This window comes from Pseudoalteromonas sp. S3785 (assembly GCF_005887365.1).
Classification (GTDB): Bacteria; Pseudomonadota; Gammaproteobacteria; order Enterobacterales; family Alteromonadaceae; genus Pseudoalteromonas.
This window is the reverse complement of record NZ_PNCT01000005.1, coordinates 43,536-66,591: the sequence shown is the minus strand read 5'-3', so window position 1 is coordinate 66,591 and position 23,056 is coordinate 43,536. Positions and strand designations below refer to the sequence as shown.

Genomic DNA, 23,056 nt, shown 5'->3' with positions numbered 1-23,056 from the left:
TAAGCCCCTATTGCAAAATTACCTTGTAAAATGCTCAAATTAATGAACATCTCTCCAGTATTCTTTCTTAAGCATAAATGCCAAGATAAACAGGATAACTAAAAACCCGATTACCTTAATACCTAACGCTTCTGACTCAAGGCGTGTAGGCTCACCTACATACTCTAAGAAATTCGTTAAATCACGAACAGCTTGATCGTATTCATCAACGCTTAGCTCGCCCTTACCATCTGTTTCAGTACCAACAACCTTGATGACTGTTTCACCATGTTGTTCTACTTCTTCAGTAATAGGTGTAGGTAAACCTTGTAGCTCTTGAAGAACATGCGGCATACCTACTGATGGAAATAACGTATTATTAACACCAAACGGACGTGATTCGTCTTTGTAAAACGATTTTAAGTAAGTATAAATCCAATCACTACCACGCACACGTGCCACATTTGTTAGATCCGGCGGAGCCGCACCAAACCATTTTGCAGCATCGTCTTTTGCGATAGCGTTAAGGATATGACCACCTACTTTTGAACCGTCAAAAATTAGTTGCTCTTTACCAAGCTCTGTCGGAATACCAATATCGCGGAAAGTACGTTCATAACGTTGATACTGCATTTGGTGACAACCAAGACAGTAGTTCATGAACAACTTTGCGCCGCGCTGTAAAGAAGGCTGATCAGATATATCGTTACCTGCTTCCATAAGAGGAACCGAAGGACCCGCAGCCATAACCATATTAGGCAGCAAGTTTACTGATAAAGCAAATACACCAATAAGTAGCTTTTTCATCATTTCGTTAACCTCTCAGGCAATGGCTTAGTTTTTTCATTCTTACTGTATATAAACAACAGTACGAAGAACATAAAGTAAGTCACAGTACAGATTTGAGAAATTATCGTTTTCATATCAGTTTGTGGAGTTGCACCCACCCAACCTAAAAGAACGAAAGTTACAACAAAACCTGCAATGTTCCATTTGTGGAAACCACAACGGTAACGAACCGATTTAACACGACCACGGTCAATCCACGGTAACAATGCGAGTACCACAATTGACGCACCCATTGCCGCAACACCGATAAGCTTATCAGGGATTGCACGTAAGATTGCATAGAATGGCGTAAAGTACCAAACTGGGAAAATGTGTTCTGGCGTTTTAAGTGGGTTTGCTGCTTCAAAGTTTGGCGCTTCTAGGAAGAAACCATTCATCGCAGGCATAAAGAATACAACCCAACAGAACAAGATTAAGAAACCAACCACACCCACAATATCTTTTACTGTGTAGTACGGGTGGAACGGTATCGCATCAACAATGTCTTTTTTGTTGGTGTAATACTCATGGAATTTAAATTTAGGCTTATCTTCTTCAGCCACAGTGCCTTTTTTGCGTTTTATTTCAACACCGTCAGGGTTGTTAGAGCCCACTTCGTGTAGCGCAACAATGTGTAAGAACACTAAAATTACAATAACCAATGGTAGTGCAATAACGTGTAATGCAAAGAAGCGGTTAAGCGTTGCACCCGATATTACGTAGTCACCACGGATCCAAAGTGTTAAGTCATCACCAATTACCGGAATAGCCCCGAATAACGAAATGATTACCTGCGCACCCCAGAACGACATTTGACCCCATGGTAGTAAGTAACCCATGAAGGCTTCAGCCATTAATGCTAAGAAAATAAACATACCGAACAACCACAGTAATTCACGTGGTTTTTGGTAAGAGCCGTAGATCATGCCACGGAACATATGCATATAAACAACGATGAAGAACGCAGATGCACCCGTTGAGTGTAAATAACGCAATAACCAACCGTATTCAACATCACGCATGATGTACTCTACTGATGCGAAAGCGCCTTCAGAAGAGGGAACAAAGTTCATCGTTAACCAAATACCAGTAAGTATTTGGTTTACTAGTACTAACATGGCTAGCGAGCCAAAAAAGTACCAGAAGTTAAAGTTTTTAGGTGCTGGATACTGTGCAATGTGCATGTTCCAAACACGTGTCATTGGGATACGGTCGTCAATCCAACTAACAATTTTACCAAACATTAGGCTACCCCTTTTTCTTCGCCCACTAAAATAGTGGTTTCATCAAGAAAAGTATAAGGTGGTACTTCTAAGTTCAATGGTGCAGGAACTGATTGAAATACTCGCCCAGCCATATCAAATTTAGAACCGTGACATGGACAGTAAAAACCATCATCTGTCCCTTCAACTTTTTCACTAAAGTTACCTTGGAAAAAGCCTGGAGAACACCCTAAATGCGTACAAATACCCACAGCGACAAAAACCTCTGGGCGTAATGAACGGTAATCATTTGTTGATGATTCTAGTTGTTGTGGCTCTTGCGATTGCGGATCACGAAGTTGACCTTCATGTTCTTTCATCTGCTCAAGCATTTTAGGGGTACGTGATACAACCCATACAGGTTTACCACGCCACTCGACACGTATTAATTGCCCTGGCTCAAGTTTGCTGATATCTACTTCTACAGGCGCACCCGCAGATTTAGCTCGCTCACTTGGATTCCAAGACGCAATAAAAGGAACAGCAGCCCCAGCCGCACCAACACCACCTACAACAGAGGTAGCTATGGTTAAAAAGCGACGTCGGCCATTGTCTACAGGCGCATTGCTCATCCACTTATCTCCACTATGATTCTCAACACTTGCTATATTGAGAACATCAGTTACAGCAGGTTAATTTTTCGAAATTTTTAAAATAGAAGCGATCATAATTAAAACCCTTGATTAAAACAAGGTTATTCACAGCCTCACGCTCGAATAACCCGACTTGATCAACAGGTTGATAAAGTAAGCTCGAGAATAAAGCCGAATGACTATAATAGCGCTTCTGTAAAAACAATATACTGACCAAGATCAACCCCACTAAGAGGAAACAGATAAACTGTACATGGTGATGTTGAACTTGCTCATACTACTTGCCAGCCAATTGTAGCAAAAAATTCCACCAATTAACTGATGGATTTACACTAATTACGATAATTATTTAACTTTTTTGCAGTGAAATGGGTATTTTTTAACTTTCGTACATTAAATACGCGGTAAATACAAAATATGATCAGCGCCTGGCCTTAAAAAAGGCGGCTGGAGGTAGGTAAGTACTTAAATTTAAATGCCAAAGACAAAAAACCCAGCATAAGCTGGGTTTTTGAATTCTTGATAACGTAAAAATTAACGTTTTGAGAACTGTGGACGCTTACGCGCTTTCTTAAGGCCCACTTTCTTACGTTCAACTTTACGTGCATCACGTGTAACAAAACCTGCTTTACGAAGTTGTGGACGTAATGACTCGTCAAACTCCATAAGTGCACGAGTGATACCGTGACGGATAGCACCAGCTTGACCAGTTGTACCACCACCGGCAACGGTGATGTGAAGGTCAAATTTTTCAGTCATGTCAACAAGCTCAAGAGCTTGACGAACAACCATGCGTGCTGTTTCGCGACCAAAGTACTCTTCTAAAGAGCGCTTGTTGATTACGATGTTACCAGTGCCTGGGCGTAAGAATACGCGAGCACTTGAACTTTTACGACGACCTGTACCGTAGTATTGATTTGCCATGATAGTGCTCCTTAAATGTCTAGAACCTGAGGCTGTTGTGCAGCATGGTTGTGCTCAGTACCTGCGTAAACTTTAAGTTTACGGTACATTGCGCGGCCTAAAGGACCACGTGGCAACATGCCTTTAACAGCTTTTTCGATGATCATTTCAGGCTTTGCAGCTTGAAGTTTATCAAAAGTAGTAGACTTAAGACCACCTGGGAAACCAGTATGAGCGTAGTACACTTTATCTTTGAATTTGTTACCAGTTACAGTAACTTTCTCAGCGTTGATAACGATGATGTAATCACCAGTATCTACGTGTGGAGTGTATTCAGCTTTATGCTTACCGCGTAGGCGATGAGCGATTTCAGTAGCGATGCGACCTAAAGTTTTACCTTCAGCGTCAACTACGTACCAGTCACGTTTTACTGTTTCTGGTTTAGCAACAAACGTTTTCATTTATAAAAATCCAATGTTTTTCAATTAAAACCACAGGCAGTTATTATTAACTACCGCTCTAAGTATGCTATAACCCCTTCGAGTTTTAGACTTTAGCGCCGCTCACAAGTGGCTAAACTATATGAGGACATAGAACGCAACGTGGCAGACGCGGGAGTATACCAGCACTTAAAACACATTGCTACCGAGCGGTTGTTTTTTCCACAAGAAAATTACAAAAAATTATGTATTGATATAAAAACATAATAAGGCCAGTAAAAAGAGTTATTACGCGCTTATTAACTGGCGCTACGATAAATGCTCTTTTGCTAAATACTCTAATGACTGCATTTCTTGAAGGCGACTAATACAACGTTTAAATTCAAAGTTAAGGTTGCCCTGCGTATATAGCTCAGTAATCGGCTTTTCAGCCGAAATAATTAAGGTGACATGGCGCTCGTAAAATTCATCCACTAAGGCTATAAAGCGCCTAGCTGCATCGTCATTATTTTGCCCAAGCTGCTTTACATTAGAAAGTATAACGGTGTTATATAAACGGCTAATTTCCATGTAATCGACTTGGCTACGTGCGGTTTCGCACAGTTCGCTAAATTCAAACATCACTACGCACTTAGCTACTTTACGCGTGTTGATTAAGCGCCCTTCTATTTCTATGGGTTGATCAAGCTCCCCCGCCTCTGGCGAGAGTTTATCAAAATATTCAAATAAGTTTTTATCGGCTTGCTCATCTAGCGGGCTGTGAAATATTTCGGCTTGCTCAAGTGTACGCAAGCGATAATCAATACCAGAGTCTACATTTACTATTTCTGTGTTCGCTTTTACCAGTTCAATGGCCGGAATAAAACGCGCACGTTGCAGGCCATTTTTATATAAATCATCAGGTACTATATTAGAGGTAGCGACTAATACGATATTGCGTGCAAATAATGCCTGCATTAAGCCGCCGAGTAACATGGCATCGGTTATATCTTGCACAAAAAATTCATCAAAACAGATAATGTCAGTTTCGGCTTTAAATATGTCGGCAACAATTTCTAGCGGGTTACTTTTATTATTGAGTTTTTTTAGTTCATCGTGAACTCGATGCATAAAGCGATGAAAATGCACGCGCATTTTACGCTCACCTGGCAGTGCTTCATAAAAGGTATCGACTAGGTAGGTTTTACCACGCCCTACACCGCCCCAAAAATAAAGCCCTTTTATTGGCTCAGGTTTGTTTTTATTAAACAACTTTGCAAAAAAACCTTGCTGCTGCGGTTTTTTATTTGTCAGGTCATCGTATAAACGTTGTAAATGGCGCACTGCATTTTCTTGTGCTTGGTCATGTACAAAGTCATCGCGCTTAAGATCTTGCTGGTAAGTTTGCCAAGGAGTCATATCTAATTACATTTTAAACACAGTTTAATTTGCTCAGCATATTAACACGCATCTTAACTCGGGGTATATTACCTACAGGATGATTTATATTTGAATCAGGCATTATTAGATATTTTTTCCCAAAGGGGTAAAGTTATGGGCACAGTTACGTGGGTAGGTTTAATTGTTATTACTGCTGTAGTGGCATTTTTTGTTGGTGCATTCGTTACTAAAAAACAATTTAAGCAAGATGAATTAAAAGAACAAGCCGAGCAAGCACAAAACGCGCTTGAGCAGTATCGCCAAGATGTGGCTGATCATTTAGCAAGCACCGGTAAGCTTGTGAATAAAATGAAAGAAAATTACGACCAACTACTCAGCCATGTTGAAGAAACTAATCAACTATTACTTGATGATAAAAACAAAGCCCCTAGTGAGCCGTTTTTCTCTAAAGAAACAACCGAGCAATTACAAGCGTCTTTAAAAGAACGCGAAGTTGACCGTTCATCTGCACAGGCACAACCTGCCGATTACGTATCGGGCGAGTCTGGTTTGTTTGCAGGGCAAGATAGCGATTCAAAAACAGCAAAAGCCTCTTAACATACGATGCACGCTAAAATGTTAGTGCTATCTTGAGGAACTTTTTTTTGACCCCATAGTCTTTAAATGTAACAGCTTTATATTTAAATTCGAAGAGGCTGCTTATGCAGCCTTTTTGCTTTTCCTGTGATGTGGAGTACACCCTGACTATGAAAATGAAATTATCACTTATTAGTGCTGCAATCTTATCTACAAGCTTATTATTAAGCCCTATGGCCTCTTATGCAAAACTACCTATTGCTGTTAACGGCCAACAATTACCTACACTGGCGCCTATGCTTGAGCAAATTACTCCAGGCGTTGTGAGCATTCAGGTTTCTGGGTCAAAAGAAGTACGTCGTCGTGCAGACCCCCTTGAATACTTTTTTGGCAACCCTCAACCACGTAGCCAAAAACGTCAATTTAGCGGGTTGGGTTCAGGGGTTATTATTGATGCCGATGAAGGTTATGTCGTAACAAATAATCACGTAATTCAAGATGCCGAAAAAATGGTGGTGACGCTAGAAGATGGCCGTGAATTTGAAGCGACTAAAATAGGCACAGACAAAGAGTCTGATATTGCATTATTACAAATAGATGCAGATGACTTAACCGCGGTTAAATTAGCCAATTCAGATAAATTGCGTGTCGGCGACTTTGCAGTGGCCATCGGTAATCCATTTGGTTTAAGCCATACCGTAACCTCAGGTATTGTAAGTGCATTAGGGCGTAGTGGTTTAAATATTGAAGGCTACGAAGACTTTATTCAAACCGATGCGGCTATTAACCAAGGTAACTCAGGAGGCGCCTTAGTAAACCTAAATGGTGAACTCATTGGTATTAATACTGCTATTTTAGGTGCCTCGGGTGGAAATGTAGGTATTGGCTTTGCTATTCCATCAAATATGATGAAAAACCTAGTTGACCAAATTATTGAACATGGCGAAGTTCGCCGTGGCTCCCTGGGTATTTCTGGCCGCCCACTTGATGCAGGCCTTGCAAAAGCACAGCAACTTGACGTTAAACAAGGGGCTTACGTTATGCAAGTAATGGATGATACCGCAGCAAGTAAAGCAGGTATTAAAGCAGGCGATGTTATTATTAGTATTAATGGTAGCGATATTAGTGGCTTCCACGAGCTGCGTAGCAAAATAGCGACTTTAGGTGAAGGCCGTGAAGTTAAATTAGGTATTTACCGCGATGGCAAAGTAAAAACCATTAAAGTGACCCTTGATGGCGCATCGGGTGTAACAGCTGCAGGCGATGAACTGCATCCTGCATTCCAAGGTGCAACGCTTGAAAACGTGCAAAAAAATGGCACTAAAGGTATTGAAGTCGCCACAGTAGATCCGCGCTCTCCTTCGGCACGCGTAGGTCTTGAAGAAGGTGATATTATTGTACAAGTTAACCGCCAACGTGTAGAAAACATTCGTCAAATGAACAAAATTATCGAAGATACCCAAGGTAATATTGTACTTGGCGTTAAACGTGGTAGAGAGTCTATCTTTGTACTTATTCAATAAGTAACACACTATAAATAAGCAATAAAAATAACAGCAGCACTTGCCGCTGTTATTTTTTTTGTGCCATCATAAAGAATTGCTCACTAACAATAAGAATCTCGTGCTGAAATTACTAAAATTTGTACTTCCCCCCTTGTTTGTCGGTTTAGGTATCGCTTTTTTAGTGGTTTTTTTCAGCCCTAATATGCGCGCCTCTTTACTCCCTAATGTTCCCTTGCCCAGTGCTATGAGCTCAAATCATCTTAGTTTTGCTGACGCGGTTAAACGTGCTGCACCGTCGGTGGTGACTATTTTTTCAGAAAGTATTTCTAAAGAGCCTAGGTATAAGCAACAAAACACCGTTCAAGAGCTGGGCTCTGGGGTTATTATGACCCAAGATGGTTACATTTTAACTAACTACCACGTCATAAATAATGCAGATCAAATTTTGGTTATATTAACCGATGGCCGACGCTTTTTTGATGTGCAGTTAATTGGCTTTGACACTATTACCGACTTAGCCTTATTAAAAATTAACGCCGATCACCTGCCCGTTATTCCGGTAAACGACAATTACACCACAAGTGTAGGCGATGTAGTACTAGCCATAGGTAACCCACTCAATTTAGGGCAAACCATCACTCAAGGTATTATCAGCGCCACCGGTAAACAAAAAATTACCGATAGCCCTTACAACAACCTATTACAAATGGATGCCGCTATAAATGTAGGTAACTCTGGTGGCGCCTTAGTTAATTCTAATGGTGATTTAGTGGGAATTACTTCTGCGCAGTTTAAAACCCGTGAAAACCTAAATATCCAAGGAATATTTTTTGCTGTTCCCTATTCGCTGGCTAAAGAAGTAATGGCAAAGCTGATACGCCATGGCCGTGTAGTACGTGGTTATTTAGGGTTTGAAGGCACGGCTGTTGATAGCACAGGCAAAGAAGTAAACGACAGTCTAACACCGGTTGCAGGCATGCGAATCACCAATTTAGACCCATTAGGCCCTGCATGGCAAGCTGGCATTGAAGAGCAAGATATTGTTATTAAAATTGCAGGATTAAGCGTTGCCAAACCGCAAAAAGTACTCGAAAAAATAGGCAATACACAGCCCGGTAAAGAAATAGAATTTGAGCTGTATCGAAACGGTAAAATAAAAAAAATAATGGTTAGAGTTGCAGAACTCGAGACTAAACTCTAACCAAAGTGACAATAAAAAGGTCGGATAGCAATACGCGTATCCGACCTTTTTTATGTCTAAAGTAAACTGTCTTTAACCCAGTGTACTTAATTTAGCGAGCAAGTTTGCCCTCACCTCAAAGCAAATAAATATTATCGCGAATGGGTATTAGCTACTTCTGCGCTTAATATTAGCGCCTAAGCCACTGAGTTTGTCTTCAATGCGTTGATAGCCTCGGTCTACGTGGTAAATACGATCGACGACCGTTTCACCTTGCGCCACAATACCGGTTAAAATTAAGCTTGCAGAGGCACGTAAATCGGTTGCCATTACCTGTGCACCACTTAAACTTTGCGTTTCACCACAAATAGCCGTGTGCCCTTCTAAACGAATATTAGCGCCCATGCGTTGTAGCTCAGGTACATGCATAAAACGGTTTTCAAAAATGGTTTCGGTAATTGTTGCACTGCCATTGGCCACTACATTTAACGCGGTAAACTGCGCTTGCATGTCGGTTGGAAAACCAGGGTGAGGCATGGTTTTAATATTAACGGCTTTAAGCTCACGATTGCGCATATCTAAATAAATGCTGTCATCGTTTACTTCAACTAATGCATTCGCGGCACGTAATTTTTCAATAACAGGCTCAAGTGAATGATAATCTGTTTTTTTACACAGTACTTCGCCTGCAGCCATTGCTGCTGCAACTAAAAAAGTGCCCGTTTCAATGCGGTCAGGTAAAATACTGTGCTCACAGCCGTCTAAACGCTCTACGCCATCAATTTCTATACGGCTTGTACCTGCACCAGTAATTTTTGCACCCATTGCTATTAGGCAATTGGCAAGGTCAATAATTTCGGGCTCGCATGCTGCGTTTTCAAGTACCGTTTTACCATCGGCAAGTGCTGCGGCCATTAGTAAGTTTTCGGTTGCGCCAACACTCACCATTTCCATAAAAATTTCAGCGCCTTTAAGACGACCTTCTACTTTTGCATTGATATAACCGTTTTCAACGTTTATTTGCGCGCCCATGCGCTCTAAACCTTGAATATGTATATCAACTGGGCGAGCGCCTATTGCACACCCACCAGGTAGCGATACCTGCGCCTCACCAAAACGTGCCACTAAAGGCCCTAGGGCTAAAACAGAAGCGCGCATCTGCTTAACTAAATCGTAAGGAGCAAGTGTTTTGTTAACGGTTGCACCGTCAATGTAGAGTGTATCGCCTTGCCAATTTACGGTCGCGCCTAAGGTGCTTAAAAGCGCTTCGGTGGTTACAATATCGCGAAGGCGAGGTACATTCGTAAATGTACTCTTACCGTCAGCAAGCAATGCAGCGAACAAAATTGGTAATGCGGCATTTTTAGCGCCAGAAATAGTTACTTCACCAGCAAGTGAAGTGCCACCTTGAATTACAAACTGATCCATTAAGAGGCCTTAACTATTGAGGTAAAATAAATTTTTGTTCACGCTTCCACTCAGTTGGCGTAAATGCACGAATTGATACAGCGTGAATTGTACCGTCTGAAATAGTATTCATTAATGGGCCATAAACTAGCTGTTGCTTTTTAACGCGGCTTAAACCGTCAAAGCACTCACCTACCGCAATTACTTCATAATGGCTACCATTGGCTTTTACTTTTACTTCAGATAATTGAAGTTCATCGCGTAATAACGTTTCGACTTGGCTAGTTTCCATAACTCTCACTCAAATAAAGTTGTTACCTGACCCAATTGCATTAAATTTTGCAATTGCTCAGGTGGGTTTTGCAATTCAAGGCGTGTGCCCTGTTGCTTAAATTCAGCAAAAGAGTGAATTAACCAAGCTAAGCCCGCTGTGTCAACCCTCATTACCTCACAAAGGTCAAAATAGATGGTTTTATGCTTACTTAATGACTGGACGTTCAGAAGCTGTTCATTGCCAATTGAGCTGCGGGTAAGTTCACCACTTACCCTATAATGCTGCTCATCAACTTGGCTAATTGCCAATTTAGTCATTGCTGTTGTTGCCTCTAAATTGCACAGGTAGCTGACTCTTTTGCTCTAGTAATTTGCTTACATGCGCAATACCCTGCTGGCGCAAAATACCTTGTAGCTCACTTTGTTTTGCATCAAGTAAGCTAATTCCTTCTGCAATCATATCGTATGCACGCCATTCGCCACTGCGATCTTCACGCACTTTAAAATCAATTTTTATGTCAGGTTTACCATCTTCAATGATTTTAGTTTTTACTACAACCACATCTTTTCCTTTAAATGGTTGTGCTGCACCAAACTCAACATGTTGGTCTGTATATTGAGTAAATACCCCGGCGTAAGTTGCGACTAAATAGCTTCTAAACGCGCCAATAAATTCTTGGATGTCTTTTATCGCTTTGGCCTTTTGCGCTTCATCTTTAATCGCACGTACTTTAGACACTTCACTACCTAATACGCGTAATGCTGCATATTTGTAGTCTATGTAAGGCATAAGCTCTTCTTCAACAATAACACGAAGGTGTTCTTTATCTTTAACGATAAGCGGTTGATCTTTTTTAATGCGTTCAAAAGTATGCTCTGATACTTGGCGTACCATTTTATTAGGATCTGTCAATTTTACTTCGGCTGCGCTAACACTTTGCACAGCAAGGGTTGCACCAAGTGCAATAACGGCTAAAAACTGTTTCAACATAATAATTACTCACTACCTTGGTTGAATAAAAACTGCCCAATTAACTCTTCTAAAACAAGTGCAGACTTCGTATCTGTGATTGAATCACCATCACCTAGCGCTTTGCTTTCTACGCCAAATAACTCATCGATTGCTTGATCTTGCGCGTTTTCGGTCACGGTTTCACCTAAACAGCGTTGTTCCGCTGCGTTAGGAGATATAACAGGGTGAATACCTAAGTACTGCTCCCCTAAAATTCCCGATGTTAAAATTGAGATTGAGCTCGTGTCTGAAAAACGACATAAATACTGTGCATCAATAGTCATATTGACCACAGGCAAAAACTCCTGCGGATGGACATAAATAGATTCAACACGTCCTATTACTACGCCCCCTACTTTTACCGGTGCGCGCGCTTTAAGTGAGCCAATATTTTCAAACTTTGCATTTAGCGTGTAGGTTTCGCCCGACCCGCTAATACCCGAATTAGCCACTTTAAGTGCTAACATTGCAAACGCTAAAATGCCTAATGCGACAAAAAAGCCAACTAAAATCTCTAATTTCCGTGAATTCATTATCTATACCCTATTAGCTGGTAAACATTACCGCTGTCAAAATAAAGTCAAACCCTAATACTGCCAGTGATGAGTGAACAACTGTTTCTGTTGTTGCTTTACTGATCCCTTCTGAGGTTGGAATACAGTCGTAGCCCTTATAAAGCGCAATCCAGGTCACTACCATGGCAAATACAAAACTTTTGATCATGCCGTTTAATACATCTTCTTGAAACGATACTTGCGACTGCATTATCGACCAAAAGCTGCCGGTATCTACGCCTAACCAATCAACCCCAACTAAATGAGCACCGATAATGGCAACCGCAGAAAAAATAAGTGCAAGCAATGGCATACTAATAAAACCAGCCCAAAAACGCGGAGCAATAATGCGCTTGAGAGGATCAATTGCCATCATTTCAAGTGAAGAGAGTTGTTCGGTGGCTTTCATTAAGCCAATTTCTGCGGTTAGTGCACTGCCGGCCCGCCCTGCAAATAATAGCGCAGTTACTACAGGACCTAATTCACGTAACAAACTAAGTGCAACTAATGGACCTAGGCTGTCTTCGGCACCATAGCCTACTAGTACGGTATAACCTTGCAACGCAAGCACCATACCAATAAACAAACCCGACACCATAATAATTAATAATGATTGCGAACCAACCATATAAAGTTGGCGCACTAACAACGGTGTGCCTTTTTTAAAGTTAGGTACATTCCACAGTGCATTAAAAAGCATGGTGGCAGAGCGCCCTAATGCTGCAAAACGCCCCAGCGTTTTATGACCTAACTTTTGAAATAAATCCAACATTAAGTGTTTTCTCCTAACAGCTCATCAGCATACGTTTGTGCTGGGTAATGAAATGGCACAGGCCCATCCGATAACCCTTTTAAAAACTGCTGTACTAATGGAGATTCATGATTTCGCATTTCATCCGGTGTCCCTGCACCTATTACGCCTTGGTCGGCAATAATAATAACGTGATCGGCAATACTCATTACCTCCGTCACATCGTGGGTTACAATAAGGGATGATAAACCTAGCACTTCATTTAATGACTTAATAAGCTTTACCAATACGCCCATAGATATAGGATCCTGGCCGGCAAAAGGCTCATCGTACATAATGAGCTCTGGGTCCAGCGCAATAGCACGTGCAAGTGCTGCTCGTCTGGCCATACCACCAGAAAGCTCAGAAGGCATTAAATCTTTAGCGCCGCGTAAACCCACTGCTTGCAGTTTCATTAATACGACTAGTTTTATTAACGCTTCACTTAACTTGGTATGCTCTCGCAGGGGAAATGCAATGTTGTCAAATACCGACATATCAGTAAATAACGCACCGCTTTGAAACAGCATGCTCATTTTGGTTCGTGCCGCATATAACTCTTTGCGCGACATTTTAGGAATACTGCCACCTTCGAATAAAATATCGCCGGCGTCAGGCTTAAGCTGCCCACCAATTAAGCGTAGCATTGTGGTTTTGCCAATTCCGCTTGGCCCCATAATCGCTGTTATCTTACCTTTAGGAACACTAAAACACATATTTTTATATATGGTTCTATCGCCTCGCGAAAAGCTAACATCCTTGACTTCTACTATTGATTGCGACAAGTCGCTCTCCGTAACAATGTTCACTCGTGCTCCTATTTTAAGGGTTTTTTAACCAAGATGGAAAAAACAATTCGTAAGATTTTGTAATACGCCTACAAAAAGCGCTGTAAGGCTGAAGTAAATTGCCTTAACCTTTGCTTAAGCGCATAAAATTCGCGCACTGCTATAGTAGACCCCACTCTTTTGCTTATACTTTCATGTTGGCTTTTGTTACTATTCGCGCCATCTGTATTTTGAACATCTGGCTTAACATAATGGTTACCTCGTTTGTTATTTTAATTCTTGGTTTTGCTGCACTTGTGTGGAGCGCCGACCGATTTGTATACGGTGCGGCTGCGCTTGCTAAAAACTTTGGAGTGCCTACTTTAATAGTTGGCTTAACGGTTGTTGCTATGGGTTCTTCGGCCCCTGAAATGATGGTGTCGGCCTCGGCTGCTCTGGCCAATAAAACCGATACAGCGGTAGGTAACGCGGTGGGCTCAAATATAACAAATATATTACTTGTGTTAGGGATAACTGCATTGCTGCGCCCGCTGAGTGTTTCCTCAAGTACGTTAAAACGCGAAATGCCGCTCGTAATGTTGGCATCATTGGCTACGTGGTATGTGTTTTCAGATAACTACTTTTCACTCACCGAAGGTATCGCCTTATTAGTCGCTTTTATTGTGTTTATTGGTGGTTTAATTATTGTATCCCTACGAGCTAAAAACCAAGATGATCCATTTGTTTCAGAAGCATGCGATGAAGTCCCTAATGATGTTCCCACTAAAAAAGCTATATTTTGGCTTATTGTTGGTATGGTTTTATTGCCTGTAAGCTCCCATTTTTTAGTTGGTTCAGCTGTCGATATAGCAAAATACTTTGGTTTAAGCGATTTAGTTATTGGTTTAACTATTATTGCCATTGGCACAAGCTTGCCTGAACTTGCGGCTTCTGTTGCAGGCGTTCTTAAAAACGAAGACGATTTAGCGCTAGGTAATATTGTTGGCTCAAATATATTTAATATTCTAGCGGTATTGCCGCTTGCAGGTATTATTAACCCATCAGTGGTCGACCCATCACTTGCAAACCGCGACATACTTATTATGTTAGGTGCAACGCTTGCACTTATTATTATGTCATTGAACTTTAGAGGTTCTCAGCGTATCAATAGAGTAGAAGGTGGTCTATTACTCATCGCATTTTTGGCGTACCAAGGTTATATTTTTAGTCAAGTAGGGTAACAATGGCACAACTAAACTTTATAGAGCAAGGTTTACGCGTATTAAACATAGAACGCCAAGCGCTTGCGGATATTAAACAATACGTTGATGAAAACTTTAATAATGCGTGTCAGGCCATGTTTGATTGCCAAGGCCGTATTATTGTTATTGGCATGGGTAAATCAGGGCATATTGGTAATAAAATTGCTGCTACCCTTGCAAGTACAGGCAGCCCTGCTTTTTTTGTTCACCCAGGCGAAGCAAGCCATGGTGATTTAGGCATGATAACCAAAAATGACGTGGTTATGCTTATATCAAACTCGGGCGAAACCAGTGAAGTACTAAATATTATTCCGGTGCTTAAACGCCTCGGTGCAAAAATAATATCGATGACGGGCAACCCGCTTTCTACTATGGCAACACTTGCCGATGTGCACGTATGCATAAAGGTAGAACAAGAAGCATGTTTGTTAGGTTTAGCGCCAACAGCAAGCACCACAGCCACTTTAGCAATGGGTGATGCAATGGCGGTTGCGCTTTTAGAAGCACGCGGTTTTACCGCCGATGACTTTGCACTCTCTCACCCTGGCGGCAGCTTAGGTAAGCGATTGTTGCTCACTTTAAAAGATGTAATGCACAGCGGCACAAACACCCCTATTATAGGTGTAACGCAAACAATTAAAGACGCGTTAATAGAAATGTCAGCCAAAGGACTAGGCATGACTGCTATTGTAGATAACAATCAACAGCTTGCTGGCCTTTTTACTGACGGCGACTTGCGTCGTATTTTAGAGCAAAAAGTCGATATACATAACACCGCTATTAGCCAAGTTATGACTAAGTCATGCACCACCGCCACGGCCGATATGCTTGCAGCAGAAGCACTAAATATAATGGAAAATAAGCGGATTAATGGTTTAATCATAGTTAATGAGCAAAACCAGCCTGTGGGCGCCTTAAATATGCAAGACCTCTTAAAAGCAGGAGTATTATAAATGCAATTTGAAGATCTCTATCAACCGCTAAGCGATGATGCCAGAGCACGCGCCAAAAAAGTAAAACTACTCATATGCGATATTGATGGTGTATTTTCTGATGGCCGAATTTACCTCGGTAACCAAGGCGAAGAGTTAAAAGCATTTAATACAAAAGATGGTTTTGGCATTAAGGCACTGATCAATAGCGGTTTTGAAGTCGCGGTTATTACGGGGCGTCATTCAAAAATAGTGCAAGCTCGCATGAGCAGCTTAACCGTACAGCACATTTATCAAGGCCAAGAAGACAAACTTATTGCTTATCAAGAACTCAAAAACACTTTAAAGTTAACTGATGAACAAATAGCCTATATTGGCGATGATGGACCTGACATGCCCGTCATGGAGCGCGTTGGTTTTGCCGTCGCAGTAAACGATGCGCACCCGCTAATTAAACGCTTATCGCATTACACTACACAAATGCCTGGTGGCTTTGGTGCAGTGAGAGAGCTCACAGATTTACTCATGCTTGAAAACGGTATAGCACTTACGACACAAGGTACCAGTTCATGAATGCAGCACGCGTTATACTCAGTGCGTTATTCATCGGCTGTATGGTTTGGCTTTGGTACCCTTATTTTACGCAAAGCAATGTAGCGCCAGAGCAAGAACCAGAAGTCATTGCAAAGCCTGATTACACCGCTATAGAGCTTAAGCAAACAGCCTATGACGAGCAAGGTAAAATTAGCCATAAAGTTACAGCAGCTAAAATGGAGCTGTACCAACAACTTGGTTTTACATTTTTTGAAAAACCTATTTTTACTTTATATAACGAAACACAAACTTGGCGAATAAACGCTGACGAAGCAACGCTTTACGAAGATAAACAACTTATTTTAGAAGGCAACGTGGTTGCCAAAAATTTAGTTGATAACGCCATGATAGATAACATCAATGCCGACAACATCGAAGTCGACATTAAAGCGCTAACAATGCGCTCTGAGCAGCCAGTGGTTGTCACTGGGCCAAATTTAAAGATTATCGGTAAAGGCCTTGAAGCCGATTTGAAAACCGAAGTAATAAAACTAATTAACCATACGCGAACAATATATTATGACCAATAAACTCTCTAAAATACTTATTATCCCATCGCTGATGCTTGCATGTAGCGCTTCTGCTGCTGAGCCTGCTGCTCAACCGCCAGCAAACCAAATTTCTATTAGTGCAGACCGTCAAGAAGGTCAACTTAAAGAAAACGTAGGTATTTTTGAAAAAAACGTCGAAATTGTGCATGGGAACCGCAAAATTACAGCCGACCGACTCGAAGTACATAAACGTGAAGACCTAGGGGATAACAAACAACTGCTTATTGCCACTGGCAGCCCTGCCTACTTCGAAGAAAAACAAGACGATGGTACCGTAATGAGTGCCAGTGCAAACGAAGTACGTTACGACGTAGCAAAGCGCTTTTTAACACTTGTTGGGGATGCCGAAGTCGCGCAAGCCGGTCAAAAAATTAATGCTAAAAGTATTACCTACGATATGCAGCAGCAACTTATTAGCGCAGAAAAAGACGAAAACTCAACGGATCGTGTCCACACAATTTTAGTGCCTGTTGAAGCAAATATTAAAGAAAAAACAGGTAACGAAGGTCAACCATGAGCACCTTAAAAGCAGAACTATTAGCAAAAAGCTATAAAGGCCGCCAAGTTGTAAAAAATGTAGGCCTTGAGGTAGAAGCCGGCAGCATAGTGGGCTTATTAGGCCCTAATGGCGCAGGTAAAACCACCACCTTTTACATGATTGTAGGGTTAGTACCTAGCGACAAAGGTAAAATATCTATTGATGATAACGATATAACGTTATTACCTATGCACAGTCGTGCTCGCTTAGGCATTGGCTATTTGCCGCAAGAGTCATCTATATTTAGAAAGCTAACAGTTTATCAAAATTTAATGGCTATTTTAGAAACGCGCAAAGAGCTAAATAAAGCCGCGCGAGAAGAAACGCTTAACAACTTACTTGATGAATTTAGCATTCAACATATACGTGATAGCCAAGGTATGGCACTTTCTGGTGGCGAACGCCGCCGTGTAGAGATAGCCAGAGCACTCGCAGCGAACCCTAAATTTATTTTGTTGGATGAGCCTTTTGCTGGTGTTGATCCGATTTCAGTGTTAGATATAAAGAAAATAATAGAACATCTTAAAAATCGTGGCATTGGCGTATTAATTACCGATCACAATGTAAGAGAAACCCTTGATGTTTGTGAAAAAGCCTACATTGTTTCTCATGGGGAGCTAATTGCATCTGGCACCCCAGAACACGTATTAAATGACAAAACTGTACGCGATGTTTATTTAGGCGAGCAATTTAGGCTGTAACATTTAAGCCACACCTACAAGCATCTGCTAATATTAATTATAACAACATAAAAGGATTGTTAGAGATACATGAGGCAATCATTACAGCTGCGCATGGGCCAGCAACTTACAATGACTCCACAATTGCAACAAGCGATTCGCTTGCTGCAGCTCAGTACATTGGATCTCCAGCAAGAAATACAAGAAGCACTTGATAGCAACCCGCTATTAGAAGTAGAAGAGCAAGATTACACGGAAGAGTCGGCTGGAAAAAATGAACAAAAAGCAGATACGGATGATGTAACCGTAAGCGCATCGGCTGATGATACAACCAGTGAATACGAGCAAGACAGTGGTGAAGCTTTAAATAAAGACACTGTTAGCGATGATATGGCGATGGATGTAACTTGGGATGAGTACATGAGTGCAGCCCCTGCGGCATCCTCAGGCCCAATGCCAGAAGATGAGTCTATTTATCAGGGCGCCTCTACTGAAACGCTACATGAGTACTTAATGTGGCAACTTCAGCTTACTCCTTTTAGCCCAACTGACGAAGCCATTGCTATAGCCATTGTAGAAGCTGTAGATGACTCGGGTATTTTAACGCTAAGTTGTGAAGAGATTTTAGAAAGCTTTAACCAAGAAAACGATGACGACGTTGAAGTTGAACTGGATGAAATAGAAGCCGTTTTAAAACGTATTCAATTATTCGACCCTGTAGGTATAGCCGCGCGGAGCTTACAGGAGTGCTTGTGTATTCAGCTTAACCAGTTTGATAAAGACACCCCTTTTATAGAACAAACTAAAATGATCTTAACCGATCACATTGATCTATTAGCGGCACGCGACTATCGTACATTAATGAAAAAGACTAAGCTTAAAGAAGACGAGCTTAAAGAGGTCATGACTCTTATACATACCCTCAACCCAAAACCTGCAGACACAATAGTAAGGGAAGAGTCTGAGTATGTCATACCGGATGTGTCAGTTAAAAAAATTAAGGGCCGTTGGGTGGTAGAGCTAAACCCAGATAGCATGCCAAAAATACGCGTAAATAGTCAGTATGCGGCCATGTCACGTACCGTAAAATCAAGTGGAGATAGCCAGTTTATTCGCTCTCATCTGCAAGAAGCTAAATGGTTTATAAAAAGTCTTGAAAGCAGAAACGACACGCTGCTAAAAGTAACAAACTGTATTGTAAAACAGCAACAAGCGTTTTTTGAACATGGCCCCGAAGCCATGAAACCAATGGTTTTAAACGATGTTGCTGAAATGGTAGAAATGCACGAATCAACAATTTCGCGTGTTACTACGCAAAAATATATGCATACGCCACGTGGTATTTTTGAGCTTAAATATTTTTTCTCAAGCCACGTAAGCACCGAAAACGGTGGCGAATGTTCGTCAACCGCAATACGTGCCTTAATTAAAAAGCTAATTGCCGCGGAAAACTCAGCCAAACCATTGAGTGATAGTAAAATTGCGGATATATTGGCAGAGCAAGGAATTAAAGTAGCTAGACGCACAATAGCAAAATACCGTGAATCGCTAGCTATTCCACCGTCAAATCAGAGAAAGAGTTTGATATAAGACGTAAAAAACAAAGAGGAAATGCTTATGCAACTAAACCTAACTGGTCGTCACGTAGAAGTAACTGATTCACTTAGAGACTATGTAAATAATAAATTTGCAAAGCTAGAAAGGCACTCAGATCATATTAGCAATGTGCATGTCATTCTCGATGTAGAAAAACTCAACCAAAAAGCAGAAGCGACTATTCATGTAAGCGGCGCAGATTTATTTGCCTCAACAGAGCACCAAGATATGTATGCTGCTATAGACTCGTTGATTGACAAGCTCGATCGTCAAGTCATAAAACATAAAGAGAAGCTTGCTAGACACTAATATTATGAAATTAAGTACATTAGTATGCCAGGACTGCAGCAAAGCTGCGGTCCTTTTTAGTAGTAAAAAAAGAATTTTAGAATTTATCAGTGAGCTTGCTCATGAAAAGCTCCCTTACTTACCACAACAGGATATTCTTAATGCGCTAGCCAGCAGAGAAAAACTAGGTAGTACGGGTATTGGCCGCGGTATCGCAATTCCGCATGGTAGAATGGGTGGCGTAGAAGAACCGCTTGCGTTAGTACTCGTTAGTGACAAGCCTGTAAACTTTGATGCTATTGATAACTGTCCTGTTGATATTTTTGTTGCACTCATCGTACCAGATGGCGATAACCAGCAGCACCTAAAGACTCTAGCAACCATAGCTGATAAACTGAGCAATAAAGAATTTTGCAAACAGCTGCGAAGCGCTAAAACCGATGCAGAACTGTATCAAGTAATTGTTGATCAATCGTAGTAAATACTAAGGGCTATAAATGGAGTTAATAATCATAAGCGGCCGTTCCGGTTCAGGTAAATCGGTTGCTTTACGCGTGGTTGAAGATTTAGGTTATTATTGCGTAGATAATATCCCGGTCAACCTGCTGCCCTCTTTAGTACGTAGTGTTTCAGATAACTATGACAAAATAGCTGTTAGTATCGATGTTCGTAATATCCCCAAAGAGCAAGACGAGTTTAACGATATTCTTGAATACCTACCGGACTTTGCTAAACCCACTCTGTTTTATTTAGACAGTGATGATCAAACACTCATAAAACGTTTTTCAGAAACACGCAGATTACATCCTTTATCCATCGATTCATTGCCGCTCGACTTAGCAATAAAAAAAGAAAAAGAGCTGCTTGATGTACTTGTAACCCGCGCAGACTTTATGCTTGATACGACTGATTTAAGTGTTCACCAATTGGCTGAGTCAATTCGCGAAAAAATACTCGGAAAAAAAGATAAACAACTAATTGTAACGTTTGAATCGTTTGGTTTTAAACACGGCATACCTAAAGAAGCTGATTATGTATTTGATGCTCGCTTTTTGCCAAATCCGCATTGGGAGCCTGAACTTAAACCGCTTACAGGTCTTGATCAACCTGTAAAAGACTTTTTGGCAAACCACAGCATAGTGCAAAAATTTACTTGGCAAATTCAAACATTTGTACAAACTTGGTTACCACACTTAGAGCGCAATAACCGCAGCTACCTGACTATTGCAATAGGTTGTACGGGTGGACAACACCGCTCGGTTTATTTAGCCCAAACTATAGGTGAGAGCTTTGCAATGACACATCCAAATGTAAAAATTAGGCACCGTGAGCAAGAAAAGTAACCTTAAAATAATAACCTGTTCAGTTTAGGTATAGTAATTTATGCGTTGTGAAGACACGTTTTTAATAAAAAATAAATTAGGCTTACACGCCAGAGCGGCAACGGTCCTTGCGCAATTAGCTGTGCAATTTGATGCTAAAATTACCTTACATCAAGATGATAAAGAAGCCGCTGGTGATAGCGTATTAGCCTTAATGCTACTCGAAAGTAGTAAAGGCAAAGAAGTTAAAGTTGTATGTGAAGGCCCAGACTCAGAAAAGGCTTTGCATGCGGTCGGACAATTAATCGCACAGCGATTTAACGAACAAGAATAAACGTTTAATTACCAAGCTTACTCATACATTTTCGCTTTATACCCTGATTTGTGTAGCTTGGTAAATGAATAGTGTTTAATTAGATTAATCACAATGCGGTTAATCGCCTCCCCTCGTATATAAAAAATTAGGATGCCAATGCCAGAAGCGTTTGAACAAGACTACCCACTGCAACAACTAAAACAGGTGACTAAATCACTTAATAGTGGGCAATTTGTTCAAGTAAGACGCATGCTAGCAAAAACTGCCCCGTGTGATACTGCCCTTTTACTTGAATCCTCTCCGCATAAAATTAGACGCATGCTTTGGCAGCTGGTTGACCCAGATGTACAAGGGGACGTGCTAGAAGAGCTCTCTGAAGATGTACGTTTAGGTATCATTGCACAAATGGAACCTGAACATATTGCCGCCGCCACTGAGGATATGGGCCACGATGATTTAGGTGAAGTACTACGTAGCCTACCTGACACCGTGTATAAAGATGTGGTTAGCGCGATGGACACGCAAGACCGTGAACGGGCGACACAGGCTTTATCTTACCAAGAACGCTCTGCAGGCGCGCTAATGAACACCGATACGGTGACCATTCGCCCAGATGTTACACTTGATGTTGTACTGCGTTATATTAGGCTACGAGGCGAGCTACCAGAAGGCACTGATGATTTATACGTTGTTGATAAGCACAACTGCTTTTTAGGTGCATTGTCTCTTAGTACGCTTTTAACTAATCCGCCTGAAAAAATTGTTCAAGATTTAATGGATGAAGACTGTGAGTCTATCCCAATTTCGATGGATGAAAGTGAGGTCGCTCAATTATTTGAACGCCACAACTGGATATCGGCACCGGTAGTCGATGATAACGCACACTTGCTTGGGCGTGTCACCATTGATGATATTGTTGATGTTATACGTGAAGATGCTGAGCATAGCTTATTAAGCTTAGCGGGTCTTGATGATGAAGAAGATACCTTTGCACCTGTTTTAAAAAGTTCAAAAAAACGCTCAGTATGGCTTGGCGTTAACTTACTTACCGCCCTGGCTGCTGCCTTTGTGGCCAGCTTTTTTGAAAGTACCTTAGACATTCTCCCTATTTTAGCTGTACTCAATGGCATAGTGCCCTCAATGGGCGGTGTAGCAGGTAGTCAGTCTTTAACACTGGTTATTCGCGGTATAGCTGTGGGGCATATTAATCAAACTAACCAACGTTTTTTAATGGCTAAAGAATTGGCCATAGGCGCATTAAACGGGATTATTTGGTCATTACTTATCGCTGGTGTAATTGCACTTTGGCAGTGGGATTTTATGCTTGGCGGCGTGCTCGCATTTGCTATGTTTATGAACCTTGTAGTAGCGGGTGTTGCTGGCGCATGTATTCCTATTTTATTGAAAAAAATGAACATAGACCCTGCACTTGCCGGCAGTGTTGTACTAACAACTGTGACTGATATTGTTGGTATTTTTGCCTTTTTAGGCACAGCAACGTGGCTACTTATTTAGCAACCTAACCCTA

At 41.3% G+C, this 23,056-nt stretch carries 28 protein-coding genes; 15 read left to right on the top strand and 13 right to left on the bottom strand.

Features of this window, described 5'->3' with window-relative positions:
- Positions 1-39 precede the first annotated feature (39 nt).
- The 6 genes from CWC17_RS01805 to zapE all read right to left on the bottom strand — a co-directional run bounded on the left by CWC17_RS01805 (position 40) and on the right by zapE (position 5,403).
- Complete coding sequence (locus CWC17_RS01805; RefSeq protein ID WP_138541396.1) at positions 40-789, bottom strand: cytochrome c1; 750 nt, start codon at positions 787-789, stop codon at positions 40-42.
- Complete coding sequence (locus CWC17_RS01800; RefSeq protein WP_138541397.1) at positions 786-2,051, bottom strand: cytochrome b; 1,266 nt, start codon at positions 2,049-2,051, stop codon at positions 786-788. The genes CWC17_RS01805 and CWC17_RS01800 overlap by 4 nt, the downstream gene beginning before the upstream one ends.
- Positions 2,051-2,641, bottom strand: a complete 591-nt coding sequence (petA, locus tag CWC17_RS01795; RefSeq protein WP_138611930.1) for a ubiquinol-cytochrome c reductase iron-sulfur subunit — start codon at positions 2,639-2,641, stop codon at positions 2,051-2,053. The genes CWC17_RS01800 and petA overlap by 1 nt, the downstream gene beginning before the upstream one ends.
- Positions 2,642-3,196: 555 nt before the next feature.
- Complete coding sequence (gene rpsI, locus CWC17_RS01790; RefSeq protein WP_024600778.1) at positions 3,197-3,589, bottom strand: 30S ribosomal protein S9; 393 nt, start codon at positions 3,587-3,589, stop codon at positions 3,197-3,199.
- Positions 3,590-3,597: 8 nt separating this feature from the next.
- Positions 3,598-4,026 carry a 50S ribosomal protein L13 gene (gene rplM, locus CWC17_RS01785; RefSeq protein WP_004589103.1) on the bottom strand — a complete coding sequence of 143 codons (429 nt, stop codon included), beginning with the start codon at positions 4,024-4,026 and terminating at the stop codon, positions 3,598-3,600.
- A gap of 288 nt (positions 4,027-4,314) precedes the next feature.
- Positions 4,315-5,403 (bottom strand): cell division protein ZapE, encoded by a 1,089-nt coding sequence (gene zapE / locus CWC17_RS01780; RefSeq protein WP_138541398.1) that lies wholly within the window; start codon positions 5,401-5,403, stop codon positions 4,315-4,317.
- Between the two features lie 135 nt (positions 5,404-5,538).
- On the opposite strand from zapE, the gene CWC17_RS01775 reads away from it, so the two are divergent.
- The 3 genes from CWC17_RS01775 to CWC17_RS01765 all read left to right on the top strand — a co-directional run bounded on the left by CWC17_RS01775 (position 5,539) and on the right by CWC17_RS01765 (position 8,667).
- Positions 5,539-5,982, top strand: a complete 444-nt coding sequence (locus CWC17_RS01775) for a Z-ring associated ZapG family protein (RefSeq protein ID WP_138611929.1) — start codon at positions 5,539-5,541, stop codon at positions 5,980-5,982.
- Between the two features lie 149 nt (positions 5,983-6,131).
- Positions 6,132-7,484: a Do family serine endopeptidase gene (locus tag CWC17_RS01770; protein ID WP_055014201.1), complete on the top strand. Its 1,353-nt coding sequence runs from the start codon at positions 6,132-6,134 to the stop codon at positions 7,482-7,484.
- A 100-nt stretch (positions 7,485-7,584) separates the two neighbouring features.
- Positions 7,585-8,667, top strand: coding sequence for a trypsin-like peptidase domain-containing protein (locus CWC17_RS01765; RefSeq protein ID WP_138611928.1), 1,083 nt, complete (start codon positions 7,585-7,587; stop codon positions 8,665-8,667).
- A gap of 147 nt (positions 8,668-8,814) precedes the next feature.
- Here the strand turns inward: CWC17_RS01765 and murA are convergent, their stop codons facing one another.
- The 7 genes from murA to CWC17_RS01730 are packed head-to-tail and all read right to left on the bottom strand — an operon-like array spanning position 8,815 to position 13,398.
- On the bottom strand, positions 8,815-10,074 hold the full coding sequence (murA, locus tag CWC17_RS01760; RefSeq protein WP_138611927.1) for a UDP-N-acetylglucosamine 1-carboxyvinyltransferase: 1,260 nt from the start codon (positions 10,072-10,074) through the stop codon (positions 8,815-8,817).
- Between the two features lie 13 nt (positions 10,075-10,087).
- Positions 10,088-10,345, bottom strand: a complete 258-nt coding sequence (locus tag CWC17_RS01755) for a BolA family protein (RefSeq protein WP_004589097.1) — start codon at positions 10,343-10,345, stop codon at positions 10,088-10,090.
- Positions 10,346-10,350: 5 nt separating this feature from the next.
- On the bottom strand, positions 10,351-10,644 hold the full coding sequence (locus CWC17_RS01750) for an STAS domain-containing protein (protein WP_138541402.1): 294 nt from the start codon (positions 10,642-10,644) through the stop codon (positions 10,351-10,353).
- A complete protein-coding gene (locus CWC17_RS01745) occupies positions 10,637-11,317 on the bottom strand; it encodes an MlaC/ttg2D family ABC transporter substrate-binding protein (RefSeq protein ID WP_055017520.1) in 681 nt (226 codons plus the stop codon). Before CWC17_RS01745 ends, CWC17_RS01750 begins: the two co-directional genes overlap by 8 nt.
- 5 nt (positions 11,318-11,322) lie before the next feature.
- Positions 11,323-11,871, bottom strand: coding sequence for an outer membrane lipid asymmetry maintenance protein MlaD (gene mlaD, locus CWC17_RS01740; RefSeq protein ID WP_004589094.1), 549 nt, complete (start codon positions 11,869-11,871; stop codon positions 11,323-11,325).
- Positions 11,872-11,884: 13 nt separating this feature from the next.
- Positions 11,885-12,664: a lipid asymmetry maintenance ABC transporter permease subunit MlaE gene (mlaE, locus tag CWC17_RS01735; RefSeq protein ID WP_138611926.1), complete on the bottom strand. Its 780-nt coding sequence runs from the start codon at positions 12,662-12,664 to the stop codon at positions 11,885-11,887.
- A complete protein-coding gene (locus tag CWC17_RS01730; RefSeq protein WP_249935875.1) occupies positions 12,664-13,398 on the bottom strand; it encodes an ATP-binding cassette domain-containing protein in 735 nt (244 codons plus the stop codon). Before CWC17_RS01730 ends, mlaE begins: the two co-directional genes overlap by 1 nt.
- Positions 13,399-13,721: 323 nt before the next feature.
- Between CWC17_RS01730 and CWC17_RS01725 the strand changes: the two genes are divergently transcribed.
- From CWC17_RS01725 to mgtE, 12 genes are all read left to right on the top strand, one after another.
- Complete coding sequence (locus CWC17_RS01725; protein ID WP_055017521.1) at positions 13,722-14,690, top strand: calcium/sodium antiporter; 969 nt, start codon at positions 13,722-13,724, stop codon at positions 14,688-14,690.
- Between the two features lie 2 nt (positions 14,691-14,692).
- On the top strand, positions 14,693-15,664 hold the full coding sequence (locus CWC17_RS01720) for a KpsF/GutQ family sugar-phosphate isomerase (RefSeq protein ID WP_138611925.1): 972 nt from the start codon (positions 14,693-14,695) through the stop codon (positions 15,662-15,664).
- The gene (kdsC, locus tag CWC17_RS01715; protein WP_055017522.1) at positions 15,665-16,216 is read left to right on the top strand and encodes a 3-deoxy-manno-octulosonate-8-phosphatase KdsC; all 552 of its coding nucleotides are present in this window, start codon (positions 15,665-15,667) and stop codon (positions 16,214-16,216) included.
- On the top strand, positions 16,213-16,767 hold the full coding sequence (lptC, locus tag CWC17_RS01710; protein ID WP_138541404.1) for an LPS export ABC transporter periplasmic protein LptC: 555 nt from the start codon (positions 16,213-16,215) through the stop codon (positions 16,765-16,767). The genes kdsC and lptC overlap by 4 nt, the downstream gene beginning before the upstream one ends.
- On the top strand, positions 16,757-17,305 hold the full coding sequence (gene lptA / locus CWC17_RS01705; protein WP_138611924.1) for a lipopolysaccharide transport periplasmic protein LptA: 549 nt from the start codon (positions 16,757-16,759) through the stop codon (positions 17,303-17,305). The genes lptC and lptA overlap by 11 nt, the downstream gene beginning before the upstream one ends.
- Positions 17,302-18,027 carry an LPS export ABC transporter ATP-binding protein gene (gene lptB, locus CWC17_RS01700; RefSeq protein WP_004589086.1) on the top strand — a complete coding sequence of 242 codons (726 nt, stop codon included), beginning with the start codon at positions 17,302-17,304 and terminating at the stop codon, positions 18,025-18,027. Before lptA ends, lptB begins: the two co-directional genes overlap by 4 nt.
- A gap of 69 nt (positions 18,028-18,096) precedes the next feature.
- On the top strand, positions 18,097-19,596 hold the full coding sequence (locus CWC17_RS01695; protein WP_055014213.1) for an RNA polymerase factor sigma-54: 1,500 nt from the start codon (positions 18,097-18,099) through the stop codon (positions 19,594-19,596).
- Positions 19,597-19,623: 27 nt separating this feature from the next.
- The gene (gene hpf / locus CWC17_RS01690) at positions 19,624-19,911 is read left to right on the top strand and encodes a ribosome hibernation promoting factor (protein WP_004589084.1); all 288 of its coding nucleotides are present in this window, start codon (positions 19,624-19,626) and stop codon (positions 19,909-19,911) included.
- Positions 19,912-19,915: 4 nt separating this feature from the next.
- Positions 19,916-20,368 carry a PTS sugar transporter subunit IIA gene (locus CWC17_RS01685; protein ID WP_138541406.1) on the top strand — a complete coding sequence of 151 codons (453 nt, stop codon included), beginning with the start codon at positions 19,916-19,918 and terminating at the stop codon, positions 20,366-20,368.
- A 19-nt stretch (positions 20,369-20,387) separates the two neighbouring features.
- Positions 20,388-21,233 carry an RNase adapter RapZ gene (gene rapZ / locus CWC17_RS01680; protein ID WP_055014215.1) on the top strand — a complete coding sequence of 282 codons (846 nt, stop codon included), beginning with the start codon at positions 20,388-20,390 and terminating at the stop codon, positions 21,231-21,233.
- Between the two features lie 40 nt (positions 21,234-21,273).
- Positions 21,274-21,546, top strand: coding sequence for an HPr family phosphocarrier protein (locus CWC17_RS01675; protein WP_055014216.1), 273 nt, complete (start codon positions 21,274-21,276; stop codon positions 21,544-21,546).
- Between the two features lie 138 nt (positions 21,547-21,684).
- Complete coding sequence (gene mgtE / locus CWC17_RS01670) at positions 21,685-23,043, top strand: magnesium transporter (RefSeq protein WP_055014217.1); 1,359 nt, start codon at positions 21,685-21,687, stop codon at positions 23,041-23,043.
- Positions 23,044-23,056 lie beyond the last annotated feature (13 nt).

Excerpts from the sequence above, each read along its gene's own strand:
- CWC17_RS01805 (WP_138541396.1), bottom strand. The coding sequence starts at position 789 with ATGATGAAAAAGCTACTTATTGGTGTATTTGCTTTATCAGTAAACTTG.
- CWC17_RS01800 (WP_138541397.1), bottom strand. The coding sequence starts at position 2,051 with ATGTTTGGTAAAATTGTTAGTTGGATTGACGACCGTATCCCAATGACA.
- petA (WP_138611930.1), bottom strand. The coding sequence starts at position 2,641 with ATGAGCAATGCGCCTGTAGACAATGGCCGACGTCGCTTTTTAACCATA.
- rplM (WP_004589103.1), bottom strand. The coding sequence starts at position 4,026 with ATGAAAACGTTTGTTGCTAAACCAGAAACAGTAAAACGTGACTGGTAC.
- zapE (WP_138541398.1), bottom strand. The coding sequence starts at position 5,403 with ATGACTCCTTGGCAAACTTACCAGCAAGATCTTAAGCGCGATGACTTT.
- CWC17_RS01775 (WP_138611929.1), top strand. The coding sequence starts at position 5,539 with ATGGGCACAGTTACGTGGGTAGGTTTAATTGTTATTACTGCTGTAGTG.
- CWC17_RS01770 (WP_055014201.1), top strand. The coding sequence starts at position 6,132 with ATGAAAATGAAATTATCACTTATTAGTGCTGCAATCTTATCTACAAGC.
- murA (WP_138611927.1), bottom strand. The coding sequence starts at position 10,074 with ATGGATCAGTTTGTAATTCAAGGTGGCACTTCACTTGCTGGTGAAGTA.
- CWC17_RS01755 (WP_004589097.1), bottom strand. The coding sequence starts at position 10,345 with ATGGAAACTAGCCAAGTCGAAACGTTATTACGCGATGAACTTCAATTA.
- CWC17_RS01750 (WP_138541402.1), bottom strand. The coding sequence starts at position 10,644 with ATGACTAAATTGGCAATTAGCCAAGTTGATGAGCAGCATTATAGGGTA.
- CWC17_RS01745 (WP_055017520.1), bottom strand. The coding sequence starts at position 11,317 with ATGTTGAAACAGTTTTTAGCCGTTATTGCACTTGGTGCAACCCTTGCT.
- mlaD (WP_004589094.1), bottom strand. The coding sequence starts at position 11,871 with ATGAATTCACGGAAATTAGAGATTTTAGTTGGCTTTTTTGTCGCATTA.
- mlaE (WP_138611926.1), bottom strand. The coding sequence starts at position 12,664 with ATGTTGGATTTATTTCAAAAGTTAGGTCATAAAACGCTGGGGCGTTTT.
- CWC17_RS01730 (WP_249935875.1), bottom strand. The coding sequence starts at position 13,398 with ATGTGTTTTAGTGTTCCTAAAGGTAAGATAACAGCGATTATGGGGCCA.
- CWC17_RS01725 (WP_055017521.1), top strand. The coding sequence starts at position 13,722 with ATGGTTACCTCGTTTGTTATTTTAATTCTTGGTTTTGCTGCACTTGTG.
- CWC17_RS01720 (WP_138611925.1), top strand. The coding sequence starts at position 14,693 with ATGGCACAACTAAACTTTATAGAGCAAGGTTTACGCGTATTAAACATA.
- kdsC (WP_055017522.1), top strand. The coding sequence starts at position 15,665 with ATGCAATTTGAAGATCTCTATCAACCGCTAAGCGATGATGCCAGAGCA.
- lptC (WP_138541404.1), top strand. The coding sequence starts at position 16,213 with ATGAATGCAGCACGCGTTATACTCAGTGCGTTATTCATCGGCTGTATG.
- lptA (WP_138611924.1), top strand. The coding sequence starts at position 16,757 with ATGACCAATAAACTCTCTAAAATACTTATTATCCCATCGCTGATGCTT.
- lptB (WP_004589086.1), top strand. The coding sequence starts at position 17,302 with ATGAGCACCTTAAAAGCAGAACTATTAGCAAAAAGCTATAAAGGCCGC.
- CWC17_RS01695 (WP_055014213.1), top strand. The coding sequence starts at position 18,097 with ATGAGGCAATCATTACAGCTGCGCATGGGCCAGCAACTTACAATGACT.
- hpf (WP_004589084.1), top strand. The coding sequence starts at position 19,624 with ATGCAACTAAACCTAACTGGTCGTCACGTAGAAGTAACTGATTCACTT.
- CWC17_RS01685 (WP_138541406.1), top strand. The coding sequence starts at position 19,916 with ATGAAATTAAGTACATTAGTATGCCAGGACTGCAGCAAAGCTGCGGTC.
- rapZ (WP_055014215.1), top strand. The coding sequence starts at position 20,388 with ATGGAGTTAATAATCATAAGCGGCCGTTCCGGTTCAGGTAAATCGGTT.
- CWC17_RS01675 (WP_055014216.1), top strand. The coding sequence starts at position 21,274 with ATGCGTTGTGAAGACACGTTTTTAATAAAAAATAAATTAGGCTTACAC.
- mgtE (WP_055014217.1), top strand. The coding sequence starts at position 21,685 with ATGCCAGAAGCGTTTGAACAAGACTACCCACTGCAACAACTAAAACAG.